Raw genomic sequence first — 14,029 nt, forward strand, 5'->3', positions numbered from 1 at the left:
CTTCCGCGCCACTCATCTGTGAACTAACGGATTGAGTTAAACACTCAAGTGCGGTTGCACTCATCCTGACCTTGCTAAGCAAACTAGACTGCGCTTAAGCAGCTGCTTGATTTTCTGTCTTATCCGCCTTCCATGGTGGCGTTAACTTATTCCAACAAGGGTTGTTCAGCGTCATGTCCATGTCGCGGGCGAAAATAGCAAACCCATCGAAGCCATGATAAGGACCGGAGTAATCCCAGCTGTGCATTTGACGGAACGGGATCCCCATTTTTTGGAAGATGTATTTTTCTTTCACACCAGCACCAATCAGATCGGGTTTCAGTTTGTCGGCAAATGCTTCTAACTCGTAACCTGTTACGTCATCGTAAATTAAGGTGGCATCTTTCACTTCAGGAACGGTTTTGCTGTAATCATCGTTATGACCAAATTCATAACCTGCACCAACAATTTCCATACCTAAATCTTCATAGGCACCAATCACGTGACGCGGACGTAATCCCCCCACATACAACATGACTTTTTTGCCTTCTAAGCGAGGACGGTACTTGTCGACAACGGCTTGCCATTGCGCTTTGTAACCAGCAATCACTTCTTCAGCCTTGGCCTGAATTTTCTCATCGAACTTGGCCGCAATAGCGCGTAAGGACTCTTCACACTTAGTGGGACCAAATAGGTTGTATTCCATCCATGGCACACCGTATTTTTCTTCCATGTGGCGACAGATGTAGTTCATCGAACGATAACAGTGAACTAGGTTAAGCTTCACCGAAGGGGTATTTTCAAGCTCTGGTAAGGTACCGTCACCCGACCACTGCGCCACGACCCGTAAACCAATTTCTTCCAATAAGATCCGTGAAGACCAGGCATCACCACCAATGTTGTAATCACCAATGATGGCCACATCGTAATCGGTGGTCGCGACTTCTTTACCTTCCGACTTATCCAAGACGTAATCTCGTAAAGTATCGTTGGCGATGTGGTGACCCAGCGACTGACTCACCCCACGGAAACCTTCACAACGCACTGGCACGATGGTTTTACCGATTTCTGCACCTTTGGTTTTAGCAACCGCTTCGATATCATCACCGATCAGCCCGACAGGACATTCTGATTGAATAGAAATCCCGCTCGCTAATGGAAACAACATTTCCACTTCGTCGATCATGGTGGCAAGTTTTTTATCGCCCCCAAACACAATGTCGCGCTCTTGGAAATCAGAGGTAAAGTTCATGGTGCCGAAGCTGTTTACCCCGGTATAACCGGTATAATAGTTACGACGGCCAGCGCGTGAGTATTGGCCACAACCCACAGGACCATGAGAGATATGCACCATATCTTTAATTGGTCCCCACACAACCCCTTTCGAACCCGCGTAAGCACAGCCCCGCGCAGTCATCACCCCTGGCAACGACTTACGGTTAGCGGTAATACAACTACCCGTTCCACTGTCGTTGGCATCGAGGTGCTTTTTACGATCCGCTTTGGCTTTTTCTGGATAAACTTCTAGCACTTCATCAATCAGCGCTTGAGTTTCTGCTTTATTGTTAGACATTGCTGCCTCCTATAGCATCAATAAGATCACTTGGTTGGTGAATGATTAGGCGGTCACTTCTTCAGCAACTTGACCAATGATCGACTCGTCTTCTGCGTCCATGATGCCGAATTCCATAAGCAACTCTTCTAACTCATCCATAGTCACAGGAGTCGGAACGACAAATAACTCGTTGTTGATAATTTTATTGGCGAGGGCGCGATATTCATCGGCTTGATTACATTTAGGGTTGTACTCAATCACGGTCATACGACGAATTTCAGCTTGTTGTACAACGTTGTCACGCGGTACGAAGTGGATCATTTGAGTACCAATTTTGGCCGCAAGCGCTTCAATCAGTTCATCTTCACGGTCACATTTACGTGAGTTACAAATCAGACCCGCTAAACGAACACTACCGGTGGCAGCATATTTACAAATCCCTTTAGAGATGTTGTTTGCGGCATACATCGCCATCATCTCACCCGATACCACGATGTAGATTTCTTGCGCTTTGTTTTCGCGAATAGGCATAGCGAAACCACCACAAACCACGTCACCCAATACGTCGTAGAATACGAAATCGAGATCTTCTTCATAGGCGCCTTCTTCTTCTAAGAAGTTAATCGCAGTAATCACACCACGACCCGCACAACCTACACCTGGCTCAGGACCGCCAGACTCAACACAACGAACACCGCCGTAACCGACTTTAAGTACATCTTCTAATTCGATATCTTCTACAGAACCCGCATCAGCAGCCATTTCCATAATGGTATTTTGCGCTTTTGCATGTAAAATAAGGCGGGTTGAATCCGCTTTAGGATCACAGCCGATAATCATTACTTTCTTGCCAGCTTCTGCTAAAGCACCTACTAAGTTTTGGGTAGTAGTTGATTTACCAATACCACCTTTTCCGTAAATTGCACATTGACGAATAGCCATAATATTTTCTTCCTTTAGCTTGATAAACGGTTCCCGCAGTAACTATTGCGAATACCGAGCCAACTGGAATAAAAACCATAAGTCATTGAATAAAAACAAGAATAAATCATCACTAAGAAGTTTTTGTCGCAAGTGCGTGCCACAAAGCCCTCATCAATGTCGCTTACACAACAATCATTGTAAGAATGATTGTGCTTGCAGAGCGCCCCCCAACAAATGAATAAATGACTTAGATACAATTAAATCACTCAATATTGAGAAAATGTTCAGGACAAGTAATATAAAATGCAGCTCGATCATGCCACTGGGCTAAATGTCATTATCGAACCTAACCAGCAGCTTCAGCTGCTTAAGTAAACACCACAACAGATTGTGCAATGCTTGCAGCAGTAAACTTAGAGCTGTGGTTCTCGGTTTATCGTGGTTATGGCTTAACTCAATGATATGCGCAGGCACATCCCACTAACGATAGGCGACAGCATTAACAGCAATATAAACCGCTAGCGCCTAATATAAGGGGTGGTATCCTCAACCAATAACGGATAGGCGCTCATACTCGATTTTGCCCACGTTCTGACAAATCACGACTAAATCCTATAAATGGCTTGCTGCATCATTGCTCACAATAGCGCAAGCATGTGTTTGGAGAGTTAGGATGACAGTCTAGTTATTTGTTACCATGATCAACCTTTTCTCATCACTAGCCAGTAAGCAATTCCATCTTTATCAATGAAGATAATACGGCTAAATTTGATATTAGATTGATTGTATGTGTATCAGTTTTTATAAAAGTAATGTGTCTGTAGAGCACTTACTTAAATAAGCGTTAGAGGGGAATACACTCTCTTAATTTGGCCTATAACATGGTGGCTGGTCAAGCATTGCTTGTCCTAGAATATGCGTCTCTCCCAACTTTTTGTTTAAGCATATTGAGTTATAGTTTTCATCGCGTTGCAATGTTGAATCGCCCCTCGATTCCTCAAAAACGTCTTCACACTCTGGGACTTGCAACCAAGAGTGTTCTTTGTGGTGCTGCGCTCACCAAGCTAGATCGTTTTCTCAATACAAGCTCTACGCTGGAAAAATAAGAAGACATTTTAAAACAGGAATCGCTGTCTAGCTATCTTGTTAGGGAGTCACTGACTCCCGTATTGTTACTTGTAAGTAATCAACTATAAATGAGTCATAAACGTGCCTTTCGGACGAACAGGTAGGTATTTTTTATAGAAATTTTGGTAATACTCAACTGGGTCTAAATCTTTAAAAACTTCCGGATACATTATCTTGGCGTAATATTGGATCATAGCACCATCCAAAATCGTCCGAACCGCACCGTGATATGCACCATAGATTCGATTGTTTTTCACAGCTGCTAACGTTGTCCAGTCATCGCGATTTTTATAGCCGAGAAGACGTTGCTTCGCTAACTCTTCATCAACTCCTTGTCCCATAACCATCGCTGTTTTATTTGCTCGACCAGATTCATAACCAGTGATAACCACAATGTCTGGGTTAGCGGCAATAATTTGTTCAGGATTGAGTTTTCCCCACCATTCGACATAAGGAGCTGCGATATTATCTGCGCCAGCCATTGTGGAAATAGCACCCCACATGTTTTTACCAAACGTATAACCAATTTCTTCCACACCGGCACCTCCGTATTCAGTATAAACCTTCGGTTTAGGCAGGTTGGCTTCTTTTAACCTAGCGTTGATCATCTCTACACTTTGCTGGTACTCACTCGAAATTTTGGCTGCGCGCTCTTCCTGGCCAGTAATAACACCTATTAGCTCAGTACTCTTAACATGACGCTCTACGGTTTGGGCATTGTAATCAACAACGATAATCGGGATCCCTACAGACTCGAAGCGTGATACTTCACTCCCCAGCGCTTTATATTGCCACTCGGCTAGCATCAATAGATCAGGGTTTAGTGCTATGACCTTTTCAACAGAGAAAGAGTTGGTATCCACTCGACCCATATCAGGAATATTTTTTAAAGAAGGACGGTGTTTTACATATAACTCCCAGTTTTCAGTGCGAGTTTCCCACATGTATTTTGCCATCCCAACAACATTATCAAATGCCGCTTCAGTACCTATTGCCATATAGTCTTCTGGATAAAAGCCAACAACTACACGTTGCGCTGGGGCATTAAAAGTGACTTCACGATCAATAACATCCGTGACAGTGGTGAGTTTTGCAAACGAAACCTGACTAAAAATAACTGCGATTAAGCCAAGTAATATTTTGTACATTTTATATGAGTCCTTATCTATTTTGCTAACCGATTAATACTGAACTGCCTTGAAGACTGCGTCACACTATCCATTTGCTAACGATAATGCAAATAAACATCATTTGCATTTGAAACAAAATAGGCAATACATTGACAAGAAATTAACATTAAGCAATTGAATATTAAGAAAAAATAAAAAGTACTGCTTCTGGACACTCTATACTTGATGCAACAAGGGGGCTGAAAGCGATCTTTAACTTTATTTGGCTTTCCATTTCTGGTGAAGATTCAGTTCAAATCATGCTTATTCACTTACGTTTACCGATGGCGATATTAACTGCAGTTATAGGTGGCGCGTTAGGAGCTAAGAGTTGGGAGTTGGGAGTTGGGAGTTGGGAGTTGGGAGTTGGTATAGCAGAGATGCGGACATGACTTCACAACAATATGGCGAGCCCTTATATATTCTAGCTAGGCATGGCAAGAAATAACAAGATTGTCATTCTAAAGCAGCTCGTTGGGATGACTGTCTGGTTAATTGCATCAAACTGAGTCACCTATTGTGAATTTAGCCGTTAATCGGCATGACAATAACCTGAGGACTAAATGATTTCAGTGGTGTTCACTTCACTAACGTTGTTACTGTCCCTGTAGTTTTTAACATGGATGTCTATGCTCTTCTTTTTGCTCAAATTGAGCACGGCGTAAAGGATAGAGAGTAAAAGCGCAGGCAATTTAATTGTGGCTTAGTAAGATGCTATTCAACCTATAACCACTTTATGCTTAAAAAATACTCATGCGCTCGCCCTGTTATGGTGCATTAATGAGGGAGGCCCCAAGCACCTTCAATAACGACAAACATATCAAAAGGATACTTTAAAAAATCAATTTTATTTAACTTAGACTGTAATCCTGGTGATAATTGTGAGTACTCTATATTTGGTTGAATAGAAGTTTTAGAAAAAACAAGCTTCCTAATTAAATGTACCTGCTCCTTAATAACAGAAGATTTTTCTAAAGTATTTTGTTCCTCAAGAATAAGTAATGAATTAGCTAAATTAAATATTTCAGGCTGAGTACATTGTAGAAGCGCGTCATCAAGTAACTTTGTTAAACCTTTTGAGGCCTCTTTAGGTAATTTTTTTAGGCGGGCTCTGTCAGTTGATGACAACGTAAAAGATCTCATTTTATTACGACATCGCTCACTTTTCTCACTATATTTAGTTAAGTTAACCTGGACCAAAAAAGAAGCATATTTAGCTTCCTCTGAAATTTCAGCCATAGAATAGAATGGAAGTGTCAGTAACAATGTGAAAATAATTTTATTTAGCATTATATTTACAACCTAAATATATAGCCTTCCAAAATTTATATTCTTTAGGCTTAGAGATATGAGCTTGACCTTGATTAAATGCAATAAATTCAATTCTTTCTTGTGCTATTTTATCAAAAGCATCAAAGGATTGGTAAAAATACTCCCAATTAGCCATATAAATATTATAGCTTGTTTGATTCGCCTCAGAAATAACAACTTTACCTGCACCATTTAGTACTTCCTTGGCTGTGCCATTAGGAATAGCATTCATAACAGTGGAAACACCTGAACTAGACGCTCCCCTTTTTACACTACCTCCAAAAATAGAATAAATATGGCCCATGAATAGAGCGTATCTACCAATCTTTTTCAAGTTGTATATTTGTTTTATTTCCTCAATAGCTTTTAGGCTTTTTTCATCTAATTTTAAATCAATAATGATTGGACACTCTTTCAATTTTAATCCTTTAATAATTGTAAAGTTTAATGTGAATAAATATACGTGATGCAACCCTTTACACCCCAGACATAATGATCCCCTGGTGAAAGTGTCGACCTCCTGCATTTATCGTGGATTCGTCAAACTAGAGCCACACTGTTAGATGGAAGTCATAACAGAACAGGAGATCAACACGTCTAAATCTAGCACGTTTTTCATTGGACTAGACGTTCACAAAGAAACCACAGATGTCGCTTATTGTATTGATAATTCGAGAGATGAGCCTATTTACCATGGCACCATCCCCACCAATATTTGCTCTATCAAAAAATTTATCGATAATTCTATCAAAAACATAAATACTTGGCTAGTCATCTTTGTGTAGTTTATGAAGCTGGGCCTTGTGGGTTTTGGCTTTATCGTCATTTAGTTAAGCACGGTATCGCGTCAGACAACGCGTCAGACAACGCGTCAGACAACGCGTCAGACAACGCGTCAAACAACGCGTCAAACAACGCGTCAAACAACGCGTCAAACAACGCGTCAAACAACGCGTCAAACAACGCGTCAAACAACGCGTCAAACAACGCGTCAAACAACGCGTCAAACAACGCGTCAAACAAGATACCCCAACTAACGAAACGCTTATTATAGTCTAAACTATCAACAGTGGTTTATTTGGGGGAGTTATCATTATGCCTCAGCCTAGAAAATCGCAAGTAAGCTTGGATGATACGCCTTATTACCACTGTGTTTCCCGCTGTGTGCGTCGGGCTTATTTATGTGGTGAGGATAAGCAAACAGGCAAGAGTTATGACCATCGCCGCCAATGGGTAGAAGACTATTTGCTAAAGCTAGCGGAGGTGTTCGCCATTGATGTGTGCGCCTATGCGGTCATGAGCAATCATACGCATATCGTAAATTATATTAAACACCAAATTATATTAGATACCCATGATTGTGGCGAAGTATTCGCCACCCATCAACGCTTAAGTAAAGTCTTCGCGTCGAGTGCTTGTTATGAGCCTTGTTGATCAAATCCAAACTCAAGGTGCAGTTATTCTAGGCTCTTACTTTATTTAGCCAGTTACCTGACGAACAGGCATACCTAGCCTAGTCATTTTGTTTAATGCACTGACACTTGCCATCATTTCACCCCACCCGCTTGGGCGTTGTAATTACGTAAGCTCAACTTATCACTCGTCAACTGCTTGTAGCGGTACATGGCCGTCTCTGACAGTGAACACTCGTGATAACCCGATTGGGTTTTCCATTCTTCTAGTTGGTCATTTTGCAGGGCTTCAACGGCTTGGTTGCGAGGATGGCCTTCCTCCCAGTAAGCGGCGTTTTGCCTCGGTGGGATCACCGGGGCTATTCTTTTTCGTTCCAATACCCCATAGCAGCGTTTAGTGTCATAATCCCCATCCGCCGAGACTTTTCGAATTTTGCGACGAAGTGGGTTTAGCTGTGTGGGTAAGGCTTCGCAATCATGCACTGAATCGAGTGATGCCACCATGCTCACTATTTCATGCGTATCAGTATCAACAGCAAGGTGGAGTTTACGCCATACTCGGCGCTTTTCTTTGCCGTGCTTACGCACCTTCCATTCTCCTTCACCAAACACCTTTAAACCCATTGAATCAATCACGATGTGCCTAAAAGTTATATAGGTTAAGTGCCGCGAAAAGGTGTTATTATTGGTTTTGTTTTTAGAATGGGTGTCTAGTTTATTTCTTCAAATGTTGAACGCCCCATGCATGTAGCGCTTCTATTATGGGGTTCAGGGATTTTCCGTAGGTCGTTATTGAGTATTCAACTTTTGGGGGAACTTCTGCGTATATCTTTCTCGAAATCAGATTGTCGGCTTCTAGTTCTCTTAGCTGTTTTGTTAGCATTCGTTGTGTAATTTCTGGCATTAAACGGCGTAATTCATTAAAACGGATCGTTTCTGAAAGTAGATGGTAAAGTACTATCCCTTTCCATTTTCCGCCAATAACTTCTAACGTGGCTTCAACTGGACAACCATTATTGCAGTCATAGTCGCTGTGACTCATGATAACTCTCCCTTAGTATACAAAATGACACTACATACCAAAAATGTGCGTACTTACTTTGAATTTCTACTTAGTTTACTCTTCTGGTGTCTGAGCAACAATATTGGTAGCAATGAGATGCTACGTATATGTTTAATAAATTAAGGGATAAGTTATGAAGGTTTTAATTGCACTTGCGCATCCGGATGTAAATGAACAATCAATCGCTAATAAAATTATTATAGAGAGGCTGGTTGATAGAGATAATATTGAAGTAAGAGATCTTTATAGAATGTATCCTGACTTTAACATTAACGTCGATGCGGAGCAAAAAGCACTGTTAGGAGCTGACATAGTTATTTTTCAATACCCATTTCATTGGTATAGCATGCCTGGAATGCTGAAAGAGTGGTTAGATAGAGTATTTTTGCATGGTTTTGCTCACGGAGATACTGGTGATAAATTAAAAGGAAAATCATTTATGATCTCGACGACAATTGGTGGTCCTGATCAGAGTTACTCAGAGGGGGGGCTCAATAGCTTTACTGTTGAAGAGTTTCTAAAGCCATTACAACAGATAGCTAAGCGTTGCGGAATGATATATCACCCACCAATTGTTTCCCACAACATGGTTTACATTCCAGATAGTTACGGTGATAAATTGGAAGTTGAACAACGTGCCGCTGCTCATGCTAACAAACTGGTGGAGTTTATAAATAGTTTAGATTTTCGCCAGTGTAACTAATCATATTTAGTTTTTGTAGTATTATATGTATGCAAAAACCGAATCGGGTAGCCGGTGGTATCTAGCCTCCGGCCCCCACTACACCCGGCATGCGGCTCCGCACAGGGCGTTTCCTGAAAATGTTTAAAATACAACGGTCGATTCGCGCCTTTGCATTCCAATGACGGCTTTTGATTTTGTGCCACTGTTTCTAAGTCCGATCGGATATAGAACGAGTGAGCAGCACAGGCTCCTCATTGATTTTCAGGTTCAGGTCTTCACTATGTCCCAACCACTACACAATAAAACGGTATTGGGACTCTTTATCTAAAAATACCGTCTGCTTAAATCGCCATGGAGTCAGTTAATCATTCACTATGCCACTACAGCTCCCCCACTCTTTATTTATAAGAAGTAGAACATGCACTTTCTCTTTTTTCTGCACTGCTGCATTATTTACGGTGACCGTTAGATCACTTAGCTACGTTGTCTTGTGCCAACTCGCCTCCAGCCTACGCCTCGTATAATGTTCTTGTTCATCAGCTCGCCCTCTCTTTAAATAAAAAGTCGTCCGGCTTGCTTCAAACATTCCCTCACGGTAATGCCCTTGCCATTCGCGAGTCCTTAGCGTTTAATAACGAAAGAGTTACTAAACGGTGACCTTCCTACAGAGGACTTTCACATCATTCGTTCATGCCCCTGCCGGGCGTACACAAATTACTCAAGTCGACAGCGAACGCTCGGCATTTTAGGTTTAGTCTATGGTTAAGGTGGCTTTGCTTGAGTTCTATAGCGGTTAGCTGCAACTTAGTAAGGCCTTAGCCAAGGATAAATAATGAAGAAAATTGACTATAAGAAAGAGTTGAAACACCTATACAAACCTTCCCCGAAGAGCGTTGAGATTGTTGATGTCCCAGAAATGAATTTCCTGATGATTGATGGCCAGGGTGATCCGAATACAGCGAAAGACTACAGTGACGCAATCGAGGCTCTCTACGCCTTGTCGTATGCTCTCAAATTCATGGTCAAGAAAGGCGAATTAGAAATTGACTACGGCGTCATGCCATTGGAAGGGCTTTGGTGGGTTGATGACATGTCTCTATTTGACATCAACGACAAGAGCAAATGGAAATGGACGTCTATGATTATGCAACCGAAACATGTGACACAAGATCTGTTCTTAGAAGCCTACAAGCAGGTAAAGGAAAAAAAGAATTTAGAGGCATTGCCAAAGGTTCGTTTTGAGTTATTTTGTGAAGGTATATCAGCACAGACTATGCACATTGGACTTTTTTCAGAAGAGGGACCAACGGTTGAGCGTGTCCATGAATTTATCCATGCCAACGAATACACGCAAGCCGGTAAGCACCATGAGATTTACTTGAGTGATATTCGTAAAGCTGCCCCTGAAAATTGGAAAACAGTAATACGGCAACCCATAGAAAATGGCTAATCGGGTAGCCGCAGGTATCTAGCCTCCACAACACCCTGCATGCGGCACCGCACAGGGCGTTTCCTGAAAATGTTTAAAATACAACGGCCGATTCGCACCTTTGCATTCCAATGACGGCTTCTGATTTTGCGCCACTGTTTCTATGTCCGATCGGATATAGAACGAATGAGCTGCACAGGCTCCTCATTGATTTTCAGGTTTGGGCCTTCACCGTGTCCCAACCATTACAAAATAAAGCGGCATTGGGAGTCTTTATCTAAAAAACGTCCGCTTGCTTCAGACATTCCCTCACGGTAATGCCCTTGCCATTCGCGAGTCCTTAGCGTTTATTCATCATCGTGTGATTAAACGCTGATCTTCCTACAGAAGATCTGCGCGTACATAAGGCCAAGCAGCATTGCCGCTATGGAGCTAGTTTATTTTCAAGTCCCAACTAGAATTACTCCTCCTGATGATCTGTTGTTACTGTAATATCGGCCCATAGTTCTAGTTCTTTCATACGATTATTTAGGATGTCCCGAGACATAGAAAGAGCATCGCTACCTGCGACTAGTCGAAGTGGTGCCGGGCTTATACCCGCAGTATTCACAATGAGTTGGGCAAGCCTTTTAGGGTCACCGAGTTGCGCATGGCTATATTCATCGTATTGTGATTTTTGAGTATTTGCGACATCCGTATAGTCTTGTAATTCAATTTGGCCATAACGTACAGAAGAGTCATCCAAAAAGTCTGTTCGAAAAAAGCCTGGTTCAACAATAGTGACATCGATGCCAAAGCGGGCCACTTCCAACGCGAGGCTTTCTGAGAATCCTTCTACAGCAAATTTTGCAGCACAATAGATGGCAGCGCCGTCAAAGCCCAGAGCACCACCAATAGATGACAAATTCAGAATGTGCCCGCGTTGCTGCCTGCGCATAGCTGGCAATACTGCACGGGTCACGTGCATCAGACCAAAAACATTAGTAGAGAATTGTTGCTCTATAGCACGCTGCTCAACGGTTTCAAAGTGACCGAGCTGACCGAAACCAGCATTGTTCACCAAAACTTCAATACTACCAAATCGCTCAATTGACCAGCTGACCGCCTCTTTCGCCTGAATATAATTATTCACGTCTAGCTCAATACATTCTAGCTGTGGTTGGATTTCTGAGCCCAATTGCTCCCGAAGCCTTCTTACGTTACGTGCTGTTGCGACGACATTGTCACCAGAGACCAGTGCCGCTTGTGCAATTTCGAAGCCGATACCGCGAGATGCGCCCGTAATGAACCATGTTTTCTTCATAAGTAACCTTTGTGCTAATTTTCAAATTTGAGCCTCAAGGCTCACTGGTAGTTATCGTGGATGAAAAGCACAAGTAGTCGGTATGACTCTTTCCCATAATTCTTGTATCATCCTCCATATTCTAATTAGTGTTCTGAATTAAGTAATACAGGAATGGAGTGCTGATATATGCGTACGATATGCGATCTGGCAAAGCTATTACTCGATTTCTCGAACGATGATGGTATTTTTCAGACACCAATTCCACGGGTTTCGATTATGAGATCCTCCATACCCACCACGCCTGAGCTGGTTCTTTACGAACCAGCAATATGTGTGGTTGCACAAGGGAGGAAAGAGGCTAGACTCAACAATCAGATTTACCATTACGACTCCGCGCACTACCTGTTAGGCTCTGTACAGCTACCCGTTTTTGGCGCAGTCACAGAAGCTACAAAAAGTAGTCCGTATCTTTGCCTGCGACTGGATCTGGATTCTGCACTCATCGCAGAATTGACCGAGCTATGTACCAAAACAAGCGATAGTGAAGGCACGACTTCCGGATTAAATCTGGGATCAATGGATGATCAATTGGTCGATACTGTAGTAAGGCTGACCGAGACGCTGCAATGCCCACAAAATATCGCGGTGTTGTCACCATTAATTGAAAGAGAGCTGATTTGGAGGCTACTTCAGAACCCGCAATCTCATACGGTCCTTGTTCAGATGGCGACAGCAAACAGCCGACTGCGTCGTATAAAAAAAGCGATAACATGGTTAGAAACCCATTTCACCGAATCGATATCCATCAATAAACTGGCCAGCATCGCAAATATGGGACAGTCAGGTTTTTATAAACATTTTAAAGACGTCACTGGGACAAGTCCGATTCGGTTCAGAAGTCATTTGCGATTGATGGCAGCAAGACGGCTTATGTTGGTGGAGGGATATGCAGCCGCAGAAGCGGGGTTTGAAGTCGGCTACAAAGAACCCTCACAATTCAGTCGTGAGTATTCGAAACAATTTGGGTTACCGCCCAAACATGACTCTATACGCCTCAAAGGTAATTTTCAGTCGGTGCTTTGATAACAAGTTGGACCTTTGTTGTAATTCTAATAAGTAAAATATCTCAGAACATGCTCTGGTAGGTTTGTTATTTAACTTGCCAGAGAAACTTAATCGGGTAGCTGAAGGTATCTCGCTCTCATCTCTCCAGGGCTTGTATTTCAGCTAAAACTTAACCAGTAGAACCCACAACAAATAAAGCGATACCCTGTGCGCCAAATGTTCATCTTGACCTCTCCCTGCGAACAGAGCCCCTAAGCCGCTAAGTCAATCCGAGCCAAGCAAACGAGCGACGTAAAAACTTGTCAACTTCATGGTTAACGATCAGGCCGTGGGCCATGATCAGAACTTTCGGCTGCCAGCTCAAGATCTGCTGTAGGTGTTGCCTGGCCTCACTTTTACCAAAGATAAAACTAAGGCGCCAATCGATGGGCATTTTGCCATGGGGCGCAAGGATCCCGGTGGCTTTTGCGACATGGCGCTGAATTGGCGTAAAAACCTCGGGTGAAAAATTCTCGACCAGATCGGTCACAATCAACACCTGAGAGGGCTTATGAAAAAACACACATTCTTCCATCGCGACAGAACCAGTAAATAACAATTGCGCGATATCAGCTTGCCAAGGGCCGGGGATATTTGGCGTAAATAATCCGTCAAAACGAATATCTTTGCGCTTCGTTTGTAAAGCTTTAGTAGCAAAAACCTGAGCCTGAGGGTGCTGCTGTTGCCACTCACTAATAAACAAATGATGTAATTTATTTGGCGCCACTAAATACTTAACCGGACCAAGTTGATCCAATTGTTGTTGCAACTGACTTGTCCAACGAATCGGGCTGTGTAGCCACAATGAACCGCACGATAAACGGATCACAGTCATGCGGGTACTATAAGGCAAGCCAAAAAATGGCACCGTTTCGCCCTCACCGACCCAAACACTATTGGAAATTTGAATCATGGCTACTTCCTTGTTCACTCACAATAATGGCTCCATAAATACTCAACAGCTTGGCAACACCAGTAAAATGCA

General features: G+C 42.6%; 12 protein-coding genes and 2 pseudogenes. 4 read left to right on the forward strand and 10 right to left on the reverse strand.

The window, feature by feature from the left end:
- Positions 1–94: 94 nt before the first annotated feature.
- The 6 genes from nifD to ACRRSY_RS12275 all read right to left on the reverse strand — a co-directional run bounded on the left by nifD (position 95) and on the right by ACRRSY_RS12275 (position 7,089).
- Positions 95–1,552, reverse strand: coding sequence for a nitrogenase molybdenum-iron protein alpha chain (gene nifD, locus ACRRSY_RS12250; protein WP_432453303.1), 1,458 nt, complete (start codon positions 1,550–1,552; stop codon positions 95–97).
- 45 nt (positions 1,553–1,597) lie between these two features.
- A complete protein-coding gene (nifH, locus tag ACRRSY_RS12255) occupies positions 1,598–2,476 on the reverse strand; it encodes a nitrogenase iron protein (RefSeq protein WP_432463287.1) in 879 nt (292 codons plus the stop codon).
- A 1,172-nt stretch (positions 2,477–3,648) separates the two neighbouring features.
- Positions 3,649–4,734 (reverse strand): ABC transporter substrate-binding protein, encoded by a 1,086-nt coding sequence (locus ACRRSY_RS12260; protein ID WP_432453305.1) that lies wholly within the window; start codon positions 4,732–4,734, stop codon positions 3,649–3,651.
- A 798-nt stretch (positions 4,735–5,532) separates the two neighbouring features.
- Positions 5,533–6,045: a hypothetical protein gene (locus tag ACRRSY_RS12265; protein WP_432463289.1), complete on the reverse strand. Its 513-nt coding sequence runs from the start codon at positions 6,043–6,045 to the stop codon at positions 5,533–5,535.
- Positions 6,035–6,484: a hypothetical protein gene (locus ACRRSY_RS12270; RefSeq protein WP_432463290.1), complete on the reverse strand. Its 450-nt coding sequence runs from the start codon at positions 6,482–6,484 to the stop codon at positions 6,035–6,037. Before ACRRSY_RS12270 ends, ACRRSY_RS12265 begins: the two co-directional genes overlap by 11 nt.
- Positions 6,485–6,888: 404 nt before the next feature.
- Positions 6,889–7,089, reverse strand: coding sequence for a hypothetical protein (locus ACRRSY_RS12275; RefSeq protein ID WP_432463291.1), 201 nt, complete (start codon positions 7,087–7,089; stop codon positions 6,889–6,891).
- Positions 7,090–7,161: 72 nt separating this feature from the next.
- On the opposite strand from ACRRSY_RS12275, the pseudogene ACRRSY_RS12280 reads away from it, so the two are divergent.
- Positions 7,162–7,387, forward strand: a pseudogene (locus ACRRSY_RS12280) (transposase); the annotation flags it as partial.
- Positions 7,388–7,545: 158 nt separating this feature from the next.
- On the opposite strand, the pseudogene ACRRSY_RS12285 reads toward ACRRSY_RS12280, so the two are convergent.
- Positions 7,546–8,117, reverse strand: a pseudogene (locus tag ACRRSY_RS12285) (IS5 family transposase); the annotation flags it as partial.
- Positions 8,118–8,193: 76 nt separating this feature from the next.
- On the reverse strand, positions 8,194–8,520 hold the full coding sequence (locus tag ACRRSY_RS12290; protein WP_432463293.1) for a winged helix-turn-helix transcriptional regulator: 327 nt from the start codon (positions 8,518–8,520) through the stop codon (positions 8,194–8,196).
- Positions 8,521–8,674: 154 nt separating this feature from the next.
- On the opposite strand from ACRRSY_RS12290, the gene ACRRSY_RS12295 reads away from it, so the two are divergent.
- Both ACRRSY_RS12295 and ACRRSY_RS12300 read left to right on the forward strand, forming a co-directional pair.
- Positions 8,675–9,244: an NAD(P)H-dependent oxidoreductase gene (locus tag ACRRSY_RS12295; protein WP_432463294.1), complete on the forward strand. Its 570-nt coding sequence runs from the start codon at positions 8,675–8,677 to the stop codon at positions 9,242–9,244.
- Positions 9,245–10,058: 814 nt separating this feature from the next.
- Entirely contained in the window at positions 10,059–10,676 is a 618-nt protein-coding gene (locus ACRRSY_RS12300; RefSeq protein WP_432459300.1) for a GyrI-like domain-containing protein, read from the forward strand.
- Between the two features lie 439 nt (positions 10,677–11,115).
- Here the strand turns inward: ACRRSY_RS12300 and ACRRSY_RS12305 are convergent, their stop codons facing one another.
- The gene (locus ACRRSY_RS12305) at positions 11,116–11,958 is read right to left on the reverse strand and encodes an SDR family NAD(P)-dependent oxidoreductase (protein ID WP_432463295.1); all 843 of its coding nucleotides are present in this window, start codon (positions 11,956–11,958) and stop codon (positions 11,116–11,118) included.
- Positions 11,959–12,126: 168 nt separating this feature from the next.
- Here ACRRSY_RS12305 and ACRRSY_RS12310 point away from each other — a divergent pair, with 168 nt between their 5' ends.
- On the forward strand, positions 12,127–13,023 hold the full coding sequence (locus tag ACRRSY_RS12310; protein WP_432463296.1) for an AraC family transcriptional regulator N-terminal domain-containing protein: 897 nt from the start codon (positions 12,127–12,129) through the stop codon (positions 13,021–13,023).
- A gap of 241 nt (positions 13,024–13,264) precedes the next feature.
- Here ACRRSY_RS12310 and ACRRSY_RS12315 read toward each other — a convergent pair whose 3' ends face one another.
- Positions 13,265–13,957 carry a DUF4336 domain-containing protein gene (locus tag ACRRSY_RS12315; protein WP_432463297.1) on the reverse strand — a complete coding sequence of 231 codons (693 nt, stop codon included), beginning with the start codon at positions 13,955–13,957 and terminating at the stop codon, positions 13,265–13,267.
- Positions 13,958–14,029: the final 72 nt, after the last annotated feature.

It is taken from the genome of Agarivorans sp. QJM3NY_33 (assembly GCF_050870865.2).
Taxonomy (GTDB): domain Bacteria; phylum Pseudomonadota; class Gammaproteobacteria; order Enterobacterales; family Celerinatantimonadaceae; genus Agarivorans.